Source organism: Micromonospora thermarum (assembly GCF_012034245.1).
GTDB lineage: Bacteria > Actinomycetota > Actinomycetes > Mycobacteriales > Micromonosporaceae > Micromonospora > Micromonospora thermarum.
Genome location: NZ_JAATEO010000038.1, coordinates 1 through 19669 on the forward strand (window position 1 = coordinate 1; position 19669 = coordinate 19669).

The window sequence follows — 19669 nt, forward strand, 5'->3', positions numbered from 1 at the left end:
AGGCGAGAGCGTAGAGGCCGCAGTTGCGCGCCCAGTGCCCGGTCTCCTGCCGATTCGGCGGCGGTGACGCCGGACAGGTAGAGGCGTTGGGCGTCGGGGTAGCGGCCAGCGTCGCTGGCGACCCAGCCAGCGAGCTGGGCCAGTTCACCGATCACGGTGTACAGCCGTTTACCCGAAGCATCGGTGTAGGAGGCGGTGCGGGCGAGATGTTCGGCCTGGTCGAGTTCGGCGCGGATGACGGGGAGCAGGGTGCGGCTGCCGACGGTGTCGTCGAGGTGGCGTAGTTCGATCACCCGGGATTCCAACGTTTCGATCAGGCTGGCGCCGATGCGACGCCCAGCGCGCAGGCTGCCGGTGGCGGGTGGGTTGCCGAGGAGCCATTCGTGGGTGAGGCGGACCGGGTCGTGTGGGCTGCCGATCGGGACGCCGAGGACGTGTTCGTACCGTTCGACGACGTCGGGGGTGGCAGGGCGGCGGCCGGTTTCGACGAGGCCGAGGTAGGACTTGCTGAAGTGAGTGAGAGCGGCCATCCCGGCAAGACTGTGCCCAGCGGCTTCCCGGGCAGCGCGCAGGTGGGCACCGAGGTCGGCGGTGTCTTCTGTAGACGGGGGAAGACCCTGTTGCGGTTCCATGGTCATCTCTTTCCGCTGATCCTGGTGGCAGGCCCAGCGGGGACGTGCATCGAGTCCGGACCTGGCTGGTGCTGTTCCGGGAGGGCCGGGACCGGTTACGAAGATCGGCATTCTTCATAACCGGGTGCGTGCCCGGCCCTCCCACCGTAGACCACGTACGTGCGCGGAGGGTTGAGCAGCGATGTCGATGCACCTGCCGGTCCGTCCCGTCTGGACCTGCGCCGGGTGTGGGCAGGCGTGGCCGTGCCTCACCCGCAAGCGTCAACTGTTGGCCGAGTTCGCCGGGGCGCGGGTGTCGCTGATGCTCTACCTGTCGCGGTTCTTCGTCGAGGCGTGCGTGGACATGCCGGCCATCACGTCGGGGACGATGTATCGCCGGTTCTTCACCTGGCCGTACGAACCATCCGACGGCCGCCACAGCAACGAGAGCGCCCCGCCAGAGCGGTGATCCCGGCGGGGCACTCTTGGTGAGGTTCAGTCGTCGGAGCCGACGTCGGGCTCGTCCGGTTGCAGCGCCTGGTCCATGGACTCAACGGCGTGGCGTTGCAGGCGGAGCCGGACGTGGGAGTAGACGTCGGCGGTGGTATGGATCTGCGCGTGGCCGAGCAGGTCCTTGATCGTCACCAGATCCACGCCCTGTTCCAGCAGCAGCGTGGCGCAGGTGTGTCGCAGGTCGTGAAACCGGATGTAGCGGACGTCGGCGAGTTCGCAGATCGCCTGGTGGTGGCGGTGCACCGCGGCCGGGTCCATCGGCCCGCCAGTGCTGTTGGCGAACACGAGCCCGGTTTCGGTCCAGTTGTCGCCGGCCTCGCGCCGGTCGATGTCCTGCCGAGTGCGGTAACGCTTGAGTGCGGTGACGCAGTCGCGGGGCAGGACGATGCGCCGTGCGGAGCGGTGGGTCTTGACTGGCTGGAAGGTGGGGCCGCCTCGGGTGCGGGCCAGGGTGCGCCGCACGTACAGGTGCCCGGCGTCGAGGTCGATGTCGTCCCAGCGCAGGCCGAGCAGTTCACCCCGACGTAGCCCAGTGCGTAGCGCCAGTTCGAACAGCGGCCCGTGGCGGTGGTAGGCGGCGGCGAGCAGGTAGCGGCGGGCCTCGCCGGCGGTGAACGGTTGGAAGTCGCTGCGCAATGTGGGTAGCCGTACCGAGCTGGCGACGTTGCGGCCGAGGAGGTCTTCGCGGACGCCGTCGGCGAGGGCGGCCGACAGCACTGCCCGGATGTAGCGGACCGTGGCCGGGCGGATGTGCTTGCGGCAGCAGTTGCCGATCGCGCAACAGCGCGGCCGGCGGGCCTTCACCGGATGGTTCGGGTTCCGGCTGGCGTCCCAGCCCTGCGCGCAGTACTGGCACACGCTTGGGAGCCGGTCGAGGAAGGTCCGCACGTCCCGAACCGTCAGCGTGCCGAGTTTCCGCGCCCCGAGGCCGGGGATCAGGAACCGGCGGACCAGGGATTCGTAGGTGACGTAGGTGGTGGCCCGGAGCCGGTGCCGGGCCACGCCGGTCAACCACGCGGTCAGGTACTCCCCGACGGTCAGGTTCGGGTCGGCGGCCACGACCAGGCCCCGGTTCGAGTCGGCCAGCTTCTCGGCGAGCTTGTCGGCCGCCTCACGGCGGGTGGCGCCGTAGACGTAGATGCGCTTGCGGGTGCCGTCGGCGGCGAGGACGTAGCCGGCGCCGCACCAGCGGCCGTCGGCGCGTTGGAAGATGGTGCCTTCGCCGTTGGCCTTTCTACCGGCCATGATCGGTCTCCTTGGTCAGTGAGTCGAGGTAGCCGGCCAGGGACCGGGCGGGAATACGGCGGCAGCGGCCGATGCGGACGGAGTGCAGCCGGCGGGAGCGGATGAGGTCGTAGACGGTGTGCCGGCCGACTTGCAGGCGGGCCATCACGTCGGTGACGGTCAACAGGTCGGGGTGTCTCATTGGTCCTCCCCGAGCTGTCCGGTGTAGCGCCAGTCCCCGACGGCGAGCAGGTCGGTGGTCGGGTCGACGCCGACAGTGGCGGCGTGGCGGGTCAGCCGCCACCGGTGCCGCTCACCGCGCAGCGCGGCGAACGTGGTCGAGTAGGCAAGTGACTTGCTGGTGACGTGGCCCCGGTAGCCGAGCTGGTGCGCCCACCGGCGCAGCCGCAGCCCCCGCAGGTCGGGCAGTCCGCCGAGCCGCCAGCAGGTCTCCACCAACATGCGGCCGTGCGCGGGGAGCTGGTCGAGGCTGACCCCGGGACGTCGGCCGGTGCCCGAACAGACCCGGCACCAGCGCCGAGCGTCGCCGCCAGGACGCAAGCCGTCGCCTCGGCACACGCGGCAGAACAGCGGTGGCACGTCAACGCCGACGGCCTCGGCGGTCTTCGTGGCGTACTTCGCCACGTACCGGGCCACCACCAGGTCACCGGAGGGAAGGGGCTGGATGTCGACCTGCCGACCCCACCGCAACAGACGCGCATCGACGGTTGCCGCCGCTGGTGTGGTGACGGTGCTGAGGGGGACCGCTCGGCGGATCGCCCGGCAGGTGCCACCGACCGCACCCGGACCGGTCCAGGTGGCAGGCACGAAGGACGCCACCCCGGGCGGGGCCGAGGTGCACCAGCCCGTACGACGGCGCGGTCACCGTCACGAACACCCGCGGCCGAGGTACACCACCTGTCACCTCGTCGCGGAGCCCGGCGGCGATCAGGTGGAATGCGTCGAGCTTGTACAGCGTCGAACACGCCGGACACCGCGCGGCACGCCGGTTACGGCACCGCACCGTGATCGTCTGCCGGTCGCCGGTGTCGGCGAGGACACGGCCGGTGCCGGCCTCGACCAGCAGACCACGGCCGGTCAACCGGATCGGGTGCCCGGCACACACCGACCCGGCCCTCGACCTGCTGAGCGGCGGCGATGTGGAGCAGGGTGTCGAGGTCGACGCCGACAGGGGTGGATGGCATCATCGGCGCAGTTCCTCTCCACTCATGGGAGGGCTGCTTGCGGGGAGAGCGGCGGAGTGTTCTTGGCGGAATGAGCCGCCGCCCTCCCTGTCCTCACCATCCGGCGGAATCGCCCCGGCTGCGTCGGCGAGCAGCCGCAGCGGGTCACGCACCAGTCCGGCGGTGTCCGCCGCGATCCGGTCAGCGGTGGCGTCATTGACGTACGGGGTGCGGACCAGCGTGAACCCGGGCCGGCCTTCGGCCACCATCGAGGCGACCCCGATGTAGGCGGGGTCCTGCAACCGGCGCGGATGCTCGTCCGGGAAGCCGGTGATGTCCGAGCCGAGCACCGCCGTGGCCGCCTCGCTGGTGCGCTGCGCGAAACTGACCGCGACCTGGCAGTTGTCCCGGATCTTCGTCGGGATCGCATCGCCGGTCGCCTTCTGCGTCGCCAGGATCACCTGGATACCGACGTTGCGGCCCTTACGCACCAACTCCTCCACCAGCCGGGCCGTCTGCCGTGCCACCGCATCGTGCTTCTTCGACTCGGCGTCGGTGCCCTTGGACTCGTTGAAGAACGTGTGCGCCTCATCGATCACCACCACGACCAGAGGCCAGGAGGCGGACGGGCCGAGATGCCACACGTTCTTCACCCCGAGCACCGACCGGATACACCGCTGACGGCCCGTCATCAGCTCATGCACCCGCGCGAGATGGTCACGGACCTGCTCCGGATCGTCCTTCGCCGACAGCCACGCCCGGCGGAACAGGTCGTCGTAGTCCGGGCCGCCCTTGCCGTCAATCAACACGAACTGCACCGCCGGACTCGCCGCGAGCTGACAGAACCGGGCATTCAGCAGCGAGGTCTTACCGAAGCCGGCCAGCCCCGCGACCACCACCCCCGACACCCCGGACGAGCGGATGGTGACCGGCTGCCCGTCGGCGTCGACACCCGCCGACCACGTCTCCAGGTGATCGGCGGTCGCGGCCTGCCCATCCCAGGCGGCCGGTTGGGTGAGCGGGTCGACCAGCAACGCCCGCAGCCGGACCAGACCGGGACGGACCTGCGCTACCCGCACCTGCGGCACCCGCCACGCGTCGGCGAGATGCCCGGCGGCGTCCTGGAACTCGACCAGACCGAGCCGGCCGACCGTTGAGGCGTCCACCTCGACACCCCAGCGTCGCGCCCGCACCCGGACCGCCGGAACCAACTCCCGCCGCACCACCACCGTCTGCGGCCGAGACGACCACAACGGCGGACGGACGTGTTCGGTCTGGACCCAGGCCCACCCGCACGGCGGTACGCCGCCACGTCCACTGGATCCGCCAGGCGACACGTATCGCAGGCCGGATCTCGGCGTCGGCCAGCAGATACCGCAGCAGGCGCGCGGCCAGCCAGACGACCACCACGACGGCCGCCGCGCCCAGCAGCACGGCGGGAACCGCGGTGAGGAACCTCAGATGAGTCGGATCGATCGTCATCCAGGCTTCACCGCCGTCAACGCCGACGCACGGAAGATCTGCCACGGCCGGCCGTTCTTCTCCCCCGCCACCAACGTCAGCCCGGTCGCCTTGACCCACTGGCCGACCGCGAGGTCCTTCGGCACCGACGGCTGCGGCACCGACACCCGTAACACCTGCGGGGTCCCACCGTCGGCCGTCAACGCCAGGGGCACCTCCACCAACGGCGCACCAGTGGCGCGGTCCGTGGCGGCAACCCCGTTCTCCTTGTCCTTGAACTGCGGTGTCGCCGCAGCGAGCACCAGCAGCCCCCTACCACCGTCAATCGGCAGTACCAACACGAGCGTTCTCCTTCGTTCGCCCACCACACCCCAACGGCATGGTTACTAGGCTTCCTGAGTTTCACGTGACAATCGTGATCTAGTCAAGGGGTTTAACCCAGGAATCTTGAGTAGCCCGTGTAGCTCAACCAGGACAACACGACTACGATCAGCACATGCCGCACGACGCCGACGACCGACGCGCCCTGTTCCAACGGGTCGTCGACGACATCGTCGACCAGATCCGCACCGGCAAACTCGCCCCCGGCGACGTACTCCCCACCGCCCGGCGCATGGCAGACACCTACAGCGTCGCCTCCATGACCGCCCAACGCGCCCTACGCGAGCTGCAACACCGCGGACTCACCTACGCCGTCGTCGGCAAAGGCACCTTCATCCACCCCCAGGCGCCCGAACGCATCGGCACCGACGCCGACGGCCGGCCCATCGCCGCGACCACCCAGACGCCGGTCATCAGCGACAGCCCGGCCCTGAACCGGCGCCTCGCCCTCTACCTGCTAGAGCGGGACCGCATCAGCGGCAAGATCGTCGACGCCTTCATGAACAAGGACACAGCCGCCGCCTGGCAAGCCACCGAAGAACTCGCCACCCTCCAGCAAGCACACACCGACCTCGCCGACGACCTCGCCGCCTACGAAGCCAACCTCGGACGAGCCGCCGCCAGCGAAACGCCCGCACCCGCCGGACCGCCGACATCGACGAAGCAGCGCCGCGACCCCAAAGCATAACTCAGCAGCCCCGCCACGACGGAGCCACTGGGCTAAAAACTGCTTCATCAGATCAAGAACGGCCCGGCTCACGCCGGGCCGCGCGCACGCGCTACAGCCGTTCCGGCCCGCGCGCACGCACCCACGCAACGGCCACTGAATCCGGCAATGGCGGCGGACCAGCGAACAGCAGACCGTAACGACCCCTTCACGGGTCGAGCCCAACGGAACTTCCGGGGGTCGACGCCCCGCCGCTACGCGACGAGCCAACGGACAGCTCCTCCAGCCGGACGAGCCAGCAGTCAACGCGCCCTGAGCTGGGGCCAGTCACGTCACCCAGGCAACGGCAGCCGTCCGGGCAATATCCATCTATTCGCATGTCTTCCAAGTATCTGACATCAACCGTGACATCAACCGGAGCGCACAACCGCACCCTTCGACGCACAACGGAGTGGCACCAATACGCGAAGTAATGGCACCGCTCCGCCTTTGCGTCATCGTCTATTGACCAGAAGAGTGACGGAAGATCTTCATGATTTCCGCCTTCTGCTGGGCAACAGACACCACATCCTTGCAATCCGCAGGCTCGAATATGTCGACTAAATCGTCGTCGGATACCCGAGCGTTGGGCCGAAGGATATACGCCAATCTACCGTTACTCATCTGCCTCGTCATGCCAGACGGACTTACGTCGCGCCGCGCGCCCTGACAGCACAACAGAAGACCGCACGATTCGAGATGCTCACGGAGAGAGAGCAGGCAGTCAAAAAGATCAACTCCCGGAAACTCTCGTTGCTCATCGCGACCCACCTGAACTAGCAAGGCAGCAGGATGCTCCGACGCCACACTGAGATAAACCTCAACGTTCCCGGTGGCATCTCCGCAGGCCACGAGCCTGACTTGTTTCGCCGCCACGTCTCTCAGCTTCCTCCGTAGTTCGGGTTCGCAACTCGGGTACCGTTAGGTAGTCGACACGACACGATGCATTCAGGGCCAATTCGACCGGGCACCGCAACTTCTAGTTCGTGCGAAAATGGGTTACCAGGGAAAGCCTTGTTCACGTTAATACCATCGGCTCGTACCTCGTAAACGTAACCACCGCGCCCGATAGCGACTCTCTCGCTCGTGGTCGTTGCTACGAATCCGGAATCTCGAGACCATCCCGAAGCGTGTTCCAACACATCCATGTTGTTTCCTCGTGGCGCAAATCCAGTCTCGAAAATTTCACTCGGCGGACGCGTATCGCTTCGGTAGAGCGTCTGGCCACCGCAGTTGTGTACGAGGACCGGGGTGTTGCCGGCCATCACATAGTACGTGTGGATGTCGGCGACGGTCAGGTTGTAGGCCAAGCCACGCTGTAGGGCGTTCCAGTCGAGGCCAATGACCTCGACCTTCCCTCCGGTCGTACGCAGCAAGTCGCCAGCGTCGAGATCCTGGCTCTCCTGCCATTGCTGGTCGGTCTCGTTCCAGAAGGGGTGGTCCTCCGTCGTGGTGAGGTCACCACGATCGACCCGAAGGTCGACCATCTGGTCGTCGTGGACCCAGAGGTGGGTCACTTCGCGAGGACCTTCTTCGCCCGTTTCGGGGTCTGTGGCCCACACCAGGTCCCCGACCCTGATGTCCTTGATCGGCTTGGTGCTGCCGTCTGCCATCAGGACTTCGGTGTCACCGCTGAAACTGTTGTGGCCGCACGAACCACTCTTGTAGCCCTTGCCCATGAAAGTGCCGAGACCGGCGCCGCCGCCGTCCCAGCCGAATCGAATCCACCCCTCCTGCATGGCTTGCCAGAAGGAGCCGTAAAGGGCCCGGTCGTATGCGTAGCCGTATTCGCCAGAGAGAGCGCCCCGCATGACGTCGAGAGCGCCCCACTTCCACACGTCTGCGCAGTCCTCGACGTACACGTATGCGCATCCGAGCGACTGCTCGCAGTGGACGCGGCCATCACCTTCACAGAATCCGACCAGAGCCTTCGCGAGTTCTCCCACGCTCGGACCGGTGGGAACCGGGACGCCGTTCAGGTACAGCGCGCCCGACGTCATGGTGAGCTGGTAGTTCTCGTCCCCGGCGATCACGTCGCCGCCAGGCGGCGGGGGCGGCTTGGGAAGGTTCAACGGCTGACCCGTGACCACGACGCCGCCGCCGGTTTGATAGCCGATCTGGCCGCCTTCGCTCTGGGTGTTTCCCTCGATGTTGATTAGGCCGCTGGGGTCACTGAAGGTAGTGGGATTGTTGTTGGCGTAGGCGTATCCGTGCCACTGCTGAGGGTCGGTGAGGTCCATGATGGGGTCGACGCTGATGAACCGGCCGGTGGTGGGGTCGTACTCTCGGGCGCCGATGTTGGTCAGGCCGGTGGCGTCTGCTGGCTTGTCGAGGAAGCCGTGGTCGCCGGGCCAGGTGGGGTTCGCGCCGCGGGGGTTGCCGAACGGTTCGCTGTAGCGTCGTGTGAGGACGTTGGTGGTGTTGGCGATCGACAGACTTGCGGTGCCGTGGTGGTCGCTGATGAGGGTGGAGACGCCGGCGAGGCCGGTGCCGGTGCGTACGGCGACGGTTTGTCCGGCGAAGGTGTAGTAGCGGGTGGTGCTGGTGGCGCCGGTGGCGACGGTGAGGCGTAGTTCTTGTCCGCCGGGGAGGTAGACGGTGGTGACACCGTTTTCGCGGCGGATGAGGCGCTCGCCGTCGGCGGTGTAGACGTAGGAGCTAGCCTTCCCGTCGGCCGTGGCCGACTGGACCCGTCCTTCGGCGTTCCACGTGAGTGTGTGCGATCCGGTGCCGGTGGGGCAGGTGTTGCTGGCCGTGCCTGCTGGCCGGCAGGTGGTGTTGCCGGCCGGGTCGTAGGCGTACTGGTAGGTCCTTGCGCCGGCGGGCCCGGTTTCGCTGATCTGGGTGACGGCGTGCGGGCGGGCGCTGCCGGGGGTGGGGTAGCTGTAGTCGCGCACGGTGTTACCGGCCGCCGCGTGCCGGGTTTCGATGTCCCGGTTGCCGACGGCGTCGTAGGTGTAGCTGGTCCAGTAGGGGGCGGGGCCGCCCAGGCCGGCGACGGTGGGGGTGGGGCAGGTGGCGTTGGCGGGGGTCCACGCGTTGGTGAGGCGGCGCAGCCCGTCGTAGGTGAAACATTGGGCGTCGACGGCGACGCCGGCGGCCCGGTTGATGATGGAGGTGATGTTGCCGGTCTTGTCGTGGTCGTAGGTGGCGTCGAGGTCGTTGCCCGTGGCGTTCTGGCGCAGCAGTCTCTGGTTCTTGAGCCGGTTGGTGCCGGTCTCGTAGTCGTAGGTGACGTGCTGGAAGTAGGTGTTGCCGAGGTCCAGTAGCGTCGGTTGCCCGAACGCTGACCAGGTCGACCCGGCGACGTAGGCGCCCCAGCCGATGCCACCTGCCATCCATTCGGGCATTGAGGCGGCGTCGTAGTAGGTGGTGACGGTCTCGGCGCCGAGGTTGCCGGTCGACTCAAACGCTAGGGTCTCGGGTTGCCCGTCGACCGTGTAGGTGTAGTTGGTCGTGTAGGTCTTGCCGATGATCCCTTCCCCTGTCGGTGCGTCGGTGGTGGGGAGGGTGACGGACTGGCCGAGCGGGCGGTAGGCGTTGTCGTAGCTGGTGACGGCGGTGGTGTACTGGGCGGTGCCGTCGTAGCGGGTCGATGAGGTGAGCTGCCCCTCAGCAAGGGTGTCGTAGTCCCATTTCGCATGTAGCCTGCCGGTGGCCGAGGTGTCCCGCACTTCGGTCTTGCGGCCGAGGTTGTCGTAGTTGTAGGCCAGGGTCAGGTCACGGCCGACGTCGCGGGTGGTGGTGAGTTGCCCGGCGTCGTCGTAGGTGGAAATGGTTTGGCCGCGGTCGGGGTCGGTGGCGGTGGTTTGCTGGCCGCGCAGGTTGTAGCCGTAGGTCCACTGGTTGCCGGCGGGGTCGGTGACGGAGGCGAGGCGGCCGGCGTGGTCGTAGCGGTAGGTGATGTCCTGGTGGGTGCCGGTGGGGGCGTCACCGAGGTACTGCCACAGCTGGCTGGTGCGGCCGCGGGCGTCGCTGATCGTGGTGGTGGCGGTGCCACCGGTCGGCGGATCGACGGTGACCCGGTCACCGCCGTAGCTGGTGATGGTGCGCCACTGTTCGACGCCCTGCTTGAGGAAGATGTCGTTGGTGGCGCGGCCGGCGCCGTCGTAGAGGTATTCGGTGCGGCCGGGCACCGTGGTGGAGGGGATGAACAGGTCGGTGCCGGGTGCGCCGAGGTCGTGGTACTCGTGGTTGGTGGCGGTCACGAGCCCGCGGGCGTCGTAGCGGGTGTCGGTGATCACCCGCCCACCGTTGTCGCCGACGGCGGCGGCCTGGGTTTGCCGCGGGCGCAGCAGCCCGTCGAACAGCGCCACGCTGGACAGTTGCGACCCGTTGTGGATCAGCTTTTTGGTGGTGACGGCGTTCGGGCCGTTGGTCCGCACGAGGTAGCTGTATTCCAGGTTCGGCGTCAGGGCGGTTGCCCGGCCGGGCAGCCACACCTTGAGCAGCCGGCCCAGCGCGTCGTAGCTGGCCTCGGTGATCTTGCCGTTCGCGTCGGTGACCTTCCTCGGTGCGCCGAAGGCCGGGTCGAGGTCGGTGGTGGTGTCGTGTGTGGTCAGCACTCCGGTGCCGTCCGGGTCCGGCGACTTCACGATGGTCTGGGTCAGTGGGCCGCCGGATGCCGGGGTGTAGGTGGTGGTGGTCGTACGCCCGAGCGCGTCCGCGGCCGACGTGACCCGGCCGTGGGTGTCGTAGCCGGCGGTGGAGGTCGTGACGTAGACCGGTGTCGTCCCGGAATACGACTTGACCTCCTCGGTCTTGGTGACGAGGCCCTTGGTCGGCGCGGCGCCGAAGGTCGTCGAGCCGTCGTAGTAGCTGCGGGTGTCAGAGACCACGTCACCGGGACGCGAGGGCGTGCCACCGCAGGCTACGGAGAGGGTTTCGGTGCGGGAGACGGTGTTGACGATGTGCAGGTTGGTGTTGCGGGCGTACTCGTAGGTGGTGCACAGATCGTCGTCGCCAGTGGTGGTGTCGCCCTGGTCGTCAACCTTCTCGGCCATGCCGTACGTCTGGTCGAAAGTCGTGACGGTCTTGGTGCGTCGCACTCCGCCAGTGAGAGCGGGGGCGGTGGTGCGGGTTTCCGAGGTGCCGGTGCCGAGTAGGAACGCTTTGGTGCCGTCGGCGCCGGTCGCGGTTTCGGTTGACAGCCAGGGGGTGTTGACGGTGGCGGTCAGTTCCGGTCCGGTGGCGCCGTTGTAGGTGATCTGTTCGCGGAGGAAGCCGGCGTACCGGTCGTGGTCGTTGATGCCGTCGACCTGTACCTGCCGGCTGCCGCCGGGCAGGTGGTCACCATGCATACCGCGGAAGTAGCGGTAGCGGGTCTTGGACTGGTTCCCGGGTCCGCCGACGAGCACGTCGACGGTGCCGTAGCCGCGGAACTCGCTCCAGGTGCGGTACTTCGGTTCGATGAGTTCGCTGTCGTCGTAGTGCCAGGCCGGGGCGTCGCCGTACACGTAGTCGGTGACCACCTCCCCATCGCCCGGCACGGCCGGGTCGGAATCGGCGGTCACCTTGTCGACCCGGTACCTGTGGAAGTACTCAAGGATCGGAGTCGAGGCACCCTCCGGGGTCCAGTACACGGGCAGGCAGCGCCGGGTGTTCGACTCCGGCGTGCTCGGCAGGCTCGACGGGCTGCAGTCCGCCGGATCGTAGTTGACGCTGATTCGCCCGCCGGTGCCGTTGTCGATACCCGCGATCCGGTGGCGCATCATCGCCGTACCGGCGTCGCCGCCGGCGGTGTCGACCCGGTTGGCCAGTTGCACCTCCTGGAACGTCACCTTCGGCAGCGTCACCTCGGTGCCGGCCGGGCCCCGAACGCCCTTGTGTTCGATGGTGTGCAGCCACAGCACCGGATTGCTCAACCCATCGCCGGGGGGAGGGAACCGGTGCGCCATGGTCCAGGTGTCGGCGTTGTCGTAGCCGGTGCCATTCCACACCCTCGTGGTAACCACTGTGAGTCGCTTGCGGGTAAAGAACGCCGGCGACACCACGTTCGGGCAGGTGGTCGATGAGTCGCAGATCAGGTCGAACGGCACGTCCGGCCAGTTCGCCTTCGTGGCCTCGGTCAAGCTGGAACAGTTGGACAGGCACCGCTCCCCCGTGCCGAATTCGATGCGCATCGGCGCGGTGGTGGACGCCTCCGACCCGGACCGCTCGCCGTACTCGATTGCAGTGAGCCAGCCGCCGCGGACGTAGCGCGATGCCGCCTGGTTGAGGTTGCGGCCGTAGTAGTTGAGCTCGCGGCTGTAGATGTAGGTCATGGTGTTGCCGCGCGGGTCCACCACGTAGTCGAGGTTCCAGCGCCATGTCTGTGTGCAGTACGAGGCGGCGAAACTTGCCTGGTAACAGGGCTCGTTCGGGTGGTTACCGAACACAGGAACGTCCCATGCCGAGTACAAGCCCTGCGGATCCGTCGCGGAGCGCTTGTCCCGTCCGAAGAAGTACTGCGTACCGTCGGTGCCCGTCACCTTCCAGTACTCGGTGTCGTTGTCCGAGTTCCACGCCCCAGTCAACCGCTCGACCTTCGACCCGTTGTCGTTCTTGAACCGCCACGTGCCGGTGACTTTGTCCTTGACCAGCTCGGAGGCTTCACCGTTGAGGGAGATGGTGGCGTTGTCGCTCTTCCAGCACAGGTCACCGGTCTCGTGCCCGACGTTGTTCGCACCTGTCGTGTCGTCCTCGGCGCAGGGCACGTACTTGCGCTCGACGTAGCCCGGCCACAGGTCCCAGCCGTCACCGACCCACGAGCTTTGATTGTTGGTGGAGGCGACCCGCCCATCAACGGAACTGGACGAATACGACAACGACAACTGCGGCGCCGGCCCGCCCACCGACGGCGGCACACGCAGCGGATACGACCAGGAGAAGTCGCCCGTCTGCGCCGACACCTGCCAGCTCGCCGACGACGACAACGGGGTAGCCGACCAGTCCCCGCCCGACCCCGACGTGCCTGCGGACAACGCGAACAGCGCGCCGGTGGACTCGACGGACGCAGCGGACGCCGTCGACTCTCCGCCCGTCCGCCCGGCGCGGTCAGCGGTGCCACCGGTCAGAGTGACCGTGGCGTCAACCGTTCGCGCCGCGATGTCATTGCGCGACTCCACCAGGGTGCCGGTGCGGCAGGCGGCCCGCTTAGGGGTCGTCGCGGCGCAGTCGGGCAGACGGACCAGACGAAGCCGGGACGCCCAGTCACCACCATAGGCGTAAGCGAACTTCGAATAATCCACGCGCAACTGGATCCGGCCCGATCCCGCCTCCGGCCGCAGCCGCAGCAGCAGCCCCTCCACACCGGCGGCCTTCGCGGCAGAACGATCCAACACGTCCAGCCGGGCACCGACCGGTGCCGGCGCGGCGGAAGCTCCCCCGGCTCGCGACACCTCGACCCGCAACCCACCCGGCGCCGCCGCGCTGGACCGATCCGCGCCGCCGCCGCCGGGGATCGAGATCACCGCCGAACCTGCGGTCGGCCACACCGGTGCCGGCAGGGTGACCGACGGCAGGCGCGGTGGCTGCGGGACGGCGGCCGGCTTCTGCTCCCGGCCAGGGGTCGTCGGCGTGTCGGGGACGTCAGGCCAGGCCGCCATCCGCTTTTCCCGCCACCGCGGGTCCGCCTGCGGGTCACCGCCAGCGGTGGCCGGACTAACCCCGGCCGGCACCACCAACGTCAACCCGACGGTCAACGCCACCGCGACCCCGCCTGCCAGCAGGCGACGAACGCGATCCGTCAGCACCGCACCGGTCCTGTCCACGTTGCTCCTTAACACAAAGCCACAGATGCGGCCGCTGACGCTGAATATCAATCGCTTGCTTAAAGTCGTGCTGCTCGTCTACTGCGGGATATCAGCTGTACCGCGAGAGCCCTGGGAGATCCGGCCAATGGTGTTGTCGTCGAGCGCAACCCTGTACACCCGCACGTCATCCATGTCACCGGACCAGCGCTGCACCGCGCTCGTGCCATCATTCGCGTGGCCGATGCGGAGCCTGCCGACCGCGTCCCACGTCGCCGTGAACGACATCTCCCCCGCCGCTACGCCGTTGACGTACAGCCGCAACTTGCCAGCCCCGGCGTCGTACACCCCCGCCAGATGGGTCCACGTGTCCGGCTTGATCGCGAAGTACTGCGGATTCGCTTTAAGCAGCGGATCCGGCCTGAGAACAGTCCAGCCGGGTTCGGGCACAGCCCTGTCAATGTTCGCCAGCGACAGCGCCCAGCACCTGCTCCCCAGCTCCGTGGGGCAGTCCTTGTCGGTGATGCCGAGCCGGAACCCACTGGCATACACGCCGTCCTGGCTAACCGCCACGCCCGACCCACCGCTGCCGCCGGTCTTGACGAAAGCGGTGACCGTGTAACTGCCGGTGGTCTGCACGACCGGGCCTGCCGTCGCCGCCCCCGTCGTAGCGCCGTCCAGATGCAGCGCCTTGTCCGTCGGATACACGCCGGCCAGCGCACCTGCCGGCCAGCTGGCGGTGCCGGTGACGGTGAGCGGGTTCGCACCATCGATGGCCGAGTCGGTGCCGTCGCCGTCCAGCATCCACCAGGCCGCCTTCGGCGCGGTGTGAACCCAGAACTGATACTCCTCCGGCTCGTCAACGATCCAGCCGGCCTTGTCCACCGTCCACACCCGCAGCGTGTGCATGCCCGGCGACGACGGCGTGTACGAGATCAAGCTCGCCGAATCACCGTTGGCGGCAGCCCCCACTTCGCCGGTGTAGGTGGAGCTGTCGAACGAGTACTGGTACCGGTTCACGTCGGTGACGCCGTTGGGCTTGAACGCGAAGGCGCCCGCCTGGCCCGGCCCGCCGGCCCAGGCGTTCTCGACGTACTTCGCCGTAATTCCCGTGGCCACCTCCTGCGGCACCACCACCGGCGGCACCGCTGGCGGGGTCACGTCAACGGTGAACTGGATGAAGTCCGACCACTGCTTCGACATCAACCCGGCGGCGTCCTTGGCCCACACCCGCACCGTGTACAGGCGGTCTTCCACCAACGCCGGTGGGGCGGTCTGGGGGCTTACGTTCGATACTCCGAGGACCAGGGCGGACTGGCCTTCCCACACCTTCGTGCTGCCCCACCAGATCTGGAACACACCCTGCACCGTCTGCCCGAAGTTGCGGTCCGGGTCCGACACCGTCGCGAACAACTGGGGCGTGGCATCCCGCGTGATGAAGCCGCTCGGCCCCGACCCGACCGTGGTCGACGGGTCCAACGACACGTTGGTCGGGATGTTCGGGTACCGGTTGAACGTGATCGACAACGAGGCGTCGTTGCGGAACTGGCGCCAGTAATCGGGCATGTTGCCCTCATTCATCGCGCGCAGCCCCATCGTCAGCACGTCCCAGTTGTTGTCGGCCGCGGACTGGGCGCCGGCGGTGGCATTCCACTCCTCCCACCCCGTGCACTGCCCGTTGGGGGCCTGCGAGTCGATACTCGGGGCGGTGCCACCGTCGTCCCAGTGGGCGTGGTGACTGCTCCACGTCGTCGACGACGAGATCGAGTTGACTCGGTACAGCCGCACCCAGCCCGGTTGGTTGCAGCTGTAGGCAGTGGTCTTGTAGGCGCTGAACGAGGCCGACGAGACAACCGATCCGTGGATCGACGATGGGATGTTGAACTCCCACACGAGGCGCTTGCGGCCGGTCCTGACGCAGTCCGAGTCGTAGCTCGTCGAACACAGCCCCACACCGTTGCTACCGGAGAAGTTGTGGTAGCTCTGCGTCGGCCACGCCTCCGCGATCATCGTCCACTCGTTGCGGGTCACACCGTGACCAGCGTCGAACGTCGGGTCGATGAACACCGGCCACACCGTCTCCGGGCTGGTCAGCATCCCCTGATCCGGCGTGATCGTCACCGACCGCCCATCGAACTCGGCCGGCATCTCCGCCACCTGATCCTCAGGCGCCGGGGACACCTCCCGCTCCACCAGCACCGGCTCGTCATCGAACCCCAAGGTCCCGAAACTGCCCAGCGATGCGGTCGACGCGTCGACACCGCCAGACGAGTCCCACATCAGCGGAGTCGGAGAGGTGAACACCTCCACCCCGGCACCGTCAACCACACTCAGCCCACCGTCGACCTCCATCACCGACAGCCCACCCTCGGTGCGCAACGGAAAGCTGAGCTGTTCCAAGGCGGGGTTCGCCGCCGCCTCCGGCGTGTGCACCACCAGCACCTCAGAGAAGCCGGTGCCGTCGTCATCCACCGACACCCGCAGATCCACATCGGGCAGCACCGACTCGTAGACCAGCGTTCGCCCCGACACCGACGGCGCCGGCAGCGACCCCACGGGCGAGGACAACTCCAGCGCCCGACCCTCATGCTCGATACGCGCCAACGGCCCGTCCCCACCAGGGCTGAACCTCATCGGCAGCACCGGCGCAGTCGGCGACAACGGCCCTGTCCCCGCCGTGATCGTCGGGTCCACCGAACGCCACTGGCCGCCCACGTTCGTCCGCTCGGCGAGCGTCGCGGCCTTCCACGTCAACTCCCCCGTCGGTTCCGCCGTCGTCGTCACCCACGGCGTACGCGCGGACAGCACCTCCACCCGCTGCCCGCACTCCATCGCCAACCGCACCGCCTCGGCCTCGTCCGCGACAGCGGACACACAACCCGCAGGCGCAGACGCCGACGCCGGTGCCACGCCGCCAACCATCGGCAGGAGCGACGACACCAGCAGGCCGACCACACCGGCGGCAACCGAACGAACGAGCCTGCGCCGCTCAGCCGCGGCGACCTGCCACCGGCCCGCCAGCACGTTCGACCCGAACGCTCGCCCGATAGACGAAACGGGCACCCGGGGTGCCAGCCGGAAAGGGTGGGCGGACGCGCGCGATGCAGCGCCAGACGACAACCGAGCCACCAGGCCCTCCCCCGTACGGTTGATGATCAACGGGGGCAACGTAGCGGCCCAGCCGAACAATGAACAGACCTCACTACAACTGGTGAGGACGGATCAGCCAGGATCGGACAGAAGCGTCGAGGAAGATCACCTAACGCGACGGCAGCACACGGCGATCACCTCAACGTGCCGCTCGCCGCCCATCAGCCGATGACCACTCCCGGACACGTCATGCCCAGCGGCAGCACCACCGAGGTCGCGGACCCCGGTATGCCGGACGGCCACCTCCGCCAGCCAATCGCTGGTCCGGCGATCAACTCTGTTCGGGCCTGGCCATGGACGCCCGCCACAGACCGACGGCCACCTCAACCCGAGTGACACCGTTGGGTCTACACACCCCGCGGAGCCGCCTGTTGCGCGGACCGCCGCCTGCCGGCCACGGCAGAACGGCGGAGCAGCCTGACCCCCTCGGTCTTCCCGAAGAGGTCACTTGAGCAGGCTCAACGGTGCTGACGGGCAACGACCTGCGGAAGCTACAACTCATAGGTATGAGCGGGTGACTATTCAATGCCGTCTAGTGCTCCCAGATGCTCCCAATGCGCTCCCCGATCGAACCCTCGCAAGGGTGTGCTGTGGGCATACGAGTGAAAGCCCCAGCGAGCACGAGCAAGCGGCCATGGCAAGGTCAGATCCGGCAGGCGCCCACGCTGCACGACTGCGCGGTTTCGCAGTTCGTCCCAGTACCCGGGGCTCACTCTCTTGCCGAAGAGGGGATGCCTGATCTTGGCAGCCCTGCCGGGGTCGGACGGCTCAGTTGCAGCCAGCACTCTTGGTTTCAGGCGGGGACGCTTTCGCGCTTCGCATCGCCAAGAGGCGGCTACGTGTCGCCACCCATTCGCTCGGCCGCGTCGATGTGGTCGGCGAGAGCGTTGCGGGACCGATCGAGCCTGCTTATCTGCTCGTCCAGTTGTTGCAGCCGGGACGGCATCGCGGCCATCAGTTCGGGACATCCGAGCAGCTCCGGGGCCTCTTCGATCGCACAGGGCAGCAGGTATGCGATGTCCTCGGAGTTCAGGCCGGCTTTCGGAGCTGCTCAATGATTCGGGACCAGCCGTGGCCGCCATGGCCACTGTCGACGGCTGCGGCTGCGAGGTCGCGCATGACCCGCGGGAATCTGCCGTCCAGGCCGATGTCGTCACTCGTGTCGACGATGTGACCGAGGGCCGCCAGCTCCATGGCTAGGTTGTCCTCGGTTCCGGGGTACGTCCCGGCATCGACGTCTCGAGCGAGGCCGGCCAAGGACGCGGGCAGGATGTCAACCATGGTCTCGGCGAACGGGAGGAAGTCAGTGGCCTTGAGCCCTTGAGCGGTGACCATGGCCGTTGCATGCAGGAATCCCGTCATGCCGGCGAAGAACAGCTCGAGCATGCCGGTGTCGAGCAGCGAGGCCAGGCCGTGGTCGGTGCCTACGTGCCGCGCGTCGCCTCCGAGGACCTTGAGCACGTCCGCATGAATGTCGAACGGTGCCCGCTCGCCGCTGTAGAGGAACAGCGAGTCGGGTTGGCCCACGAGCGGAGTGGGGACCATGATGGCGCCGCTGAGCCATGACATTCTGCGCTCAGCTGCCCACCCTGCCTCTTTGCGTGCCGCATGAGGAGTTGACGTGGCGAAGTTGACGATCGTGCTTGTCCTGAAGGCGTCCTCGGGGATCGGCTCGAGTACCGCGCGTGTCACGTTGCCATCTCTCAACACGCCAAGGACAAGGTCCGCGTCACGGACGGCGGCCTCTGCGGTCGGCGCTATGCGGGCCCCTGCGGCCGCCTGTGCTTCGGCGCGTTGGCGGGTTCGGTTCCAGACGACGGTCGAAACCTTCGCCTTCAGCAGGGCGTGCGCCAGTGCGGCCCCCATGGGGCCCTGTCCTAGCACGGCGACTGTCGGAGTTGACTTCGACATATGCATTCTTCCTCTCCACAGCGGTGGATGTCCGGGTCGGCGTCAAGCGAGCACCGCGCAGTAGCGGGAACTGTGTTGCGGTAGGCGGGGTGTCCCGTTCCAGGCTCATCAACAGCGGTAGTGTCAGACAAGTACCTACTTCAAAGTGCGGTACTAACCGAAAGGTAAGTGGGATGGCGGGACACGGCCCGTACAGTTGTGGTCTGGACGCGGCAGTCGACCTGGTCGGCGGCAAGTGGAAGGCCCTGATCCTGTGGGAACTGCACACGGGTCCCCGACGGTTTGCCGAGCTGCGTCGAGGGCTGCCGGGGGTGAGCGAGAAGATGCTCATCCAGCAGCTACGCGAGTTGGAGGCCGACGAGCTCGTACACCGCGAGGTCTACCGACAGGTGCCGCCCAAGGTGGAATACTCGCTCACGGACTTCGGTGTCTCCCTCAACCAGGCACTCCTCCCCCTCGGCGACTGGGGCGAGCGGCACATGGCGCGTATCACCACAAACCGATGCCGTTAGTCGGCTGCCCACGAGATCTACCCGATCCGCCCCCACATCTGGACCGGCTCAACATCCCGGCGGCGCACCCGGTAGCCGCCTCCTCGATCCATCACCCACCGTCTCGGCAAGACACCCACGGCCAACCACCTGGCGCACTGTCATGCCGCTGACAATGCGCGATGCGCAGCGGCCAGCTCATGGCCAAGCCGTCGGGGAGATCACGCGTGCGCATCTGCCGTACGGCACCCGCCAGGAAGCGTTGCGTAGTCTCGGGGCCGGCCGACGACCCCAGCCGAGCCCGAGC

At 67.6% G+C, this 19669-nt stretch carries 10 protein-coding genes and 2 pseudogenes; 3 read left to right on the top strand and 9 right to left on the bottom strand.

The window, feature by feature from the left end; translation table 11 throughout:
- A partial coding sequence (locus tag HCJ94_RS25635; RefSeq protein ID WP_168003612.1) for a helix-turn-helix domain-containing protein occupies positions 1 to 638 on the bottom strand: 638 nt, incomplete at its 3' end.
- A 175-nt stretch (positions 639 to 813) separates the two neighbouring features.
- On the opposite strand from HCJ94_RS25635, the gene HCJ94_RS25640 reads away from it, so the two are divergent.
- A complete protein-coding gene (locus tag HCJ94_RS25640) occupies positions 814 to 1080 on the top strand; it encodes a flavin reductase (RefSeq protein ID WP_168003613.1) in 267 nt (88 codons plus the stop codon).
- Between the two features lie 26 nt (positions 1081 to 1106).
- Here HCJ94_RS25640 and HCJ94_RS25645 read toward each other — a convergent pair whose 3' ends face one another.
- The 5 genes and pseudogenes from HCJ94_RS25645 to HCJ94_RS25665 all read right to left on the bottom strand — a co-directional run bounded on the left by HCJ94_RS25645 (position 1107) and on the right by HCJ94_RS25665 (position 5334).
- Positions 1107 to 2369 carry a tyrosine-type recombinase/integrase gene (locus HCJ94_RS25645; protein ID WP_168003614.1) on the bottom strand — a complete coding sequence of 421 codons (1263 nt, stop codon included), beginning with the start codon at positions 2367 to 2369 and terminating at the stop codon, positions 1107 to 1109.
- Entirely contained in the window at positions 2359 to 2550 is a 192-nt protein-coding gene (locus tag HCJ94_RS25650) for a helix-turn-helix domain-containing protein (protein ID WP_168003615.1), read from the bottom strand. The genes HCJ94_RS25645 and HCJ94_RS25650 overlap by 11 nt, the downstream gene beginning before the upstream one ends.
- Positions 2547 to 3556 (bottom strand): annotated as a pseudogene (locus tag HCJ94_RS25655) (replication initiator). The gene HCJ94_RS25650 and the pseudogene HCJ94_RS25655 overlap by 4 nt, the downstream one beginning before the upstream one ends.
- A pseudogene (locus HCJ94_RS25660) lies at positions 3553 to 5014 on the bottom strand (FtsK/SpoIIIE domain-containing protein). The pseudogenes HCJ94_RS25655 and HCJ94_RS25660 overlap by 4 nt, the downstream one beginning before the upstream one ends.
- Positions 5011 to 5334 carry a hypothetical protein gene (locus HCJ94_RS25665; protein ID WP_168003616.1) on the bottom strand — a complete coding sequence of 108 codons (324 nt, stop codon included), beginning with the start codon at positions 5332 to 5334 and terminating at the stop codon, positions 5011 to 5013. Before HCJ94_RS25665 ends, HCJ94_RS25660 begins: the two are co-directional and overlap by 4 nt.
- A 155-nt stretch (positions 5335 to 5489) precedes the next feature.
- On the opposite strand from HCJ94_RS25665, the gene HCJ94_RS25670 reads away from it, so the two are divergent.
- A complete protein-coding gene (locus tag HCJ94_RS25670) occupies positions 5490 to 6062 on the top strand; it encodes a GntR family transcriptional regulator (protein WP_168003617.1) in 573 nt (190 codons plus the stop codon).
- An 899-nt stretch (positions 6063 to 6961) separates the two neighbouring features.
- Here the strand turns inward: HCJ94_RS25670 and HCJ94_RS25675 are convergent.
- The 3 genes from HCJ94_RS25675 to HCJ94_RS25690 all read right to left on the bottom strand — a co-directional run bounded on the left by HCJ94_RS25675 (position 6962) and on the right by HCJ94_RS25690 (position 18877).
- Complete coding sequence (locus tag HCJ94_RS25675) at positions 6962 to 13831, bottom strand: RHS repeat-associated core domain-containing protein (RefSeq protein WP_168003618.1); 6870 nt, start codon at positions 13829 to 13831, stop codon at positions 6962 to 6964.
- A gap of 78 nt (positions 13832 to 13909) precedes the next feature.
- A complete protein-coding gene (locus HCJ94_RS25680; protein WP_240944518.1) occupies positions 13910 to 16969 on the bottom strand; it encodes a LamG domain-containing protein in 3060 nt (1019 codons plus the stop codon).
- A gap of 1020 nt (positions 16970 to 17989) precedes the next feature.
- Positions 17990 to 18877 carry an NAD(P)-dependent oxidoreductase gene (locus HCJ94_RS25690; protein WP_309227430.1) on the bottom strand — a complete coding sequence of 296 codons (888 nt, stop codon included), beginning with the start codon at positions 18875 to 18877 and terminating at the stop codon, positions 17990 to 17992.
- A 167-nt stretch (positions 18878 to 19044) separates the two neighbouring features.
- Here HCJ94_RS25690 and HCJ94_RS25695 point away from each other — a divergent pair, with 167 nt between their 5' ends.
- Entirely contained in the window at positions 19045 to 19383 is a 339-nt protein-coding gene (locus HCJ94_RS25695) for a winged helix-turn-helix transcriptional regulator (protein WP_168003620.1), read from the top strand.
- The last annotated feature ends 286 nt before the right edge of the window (positions 19384 to 19669 follow it).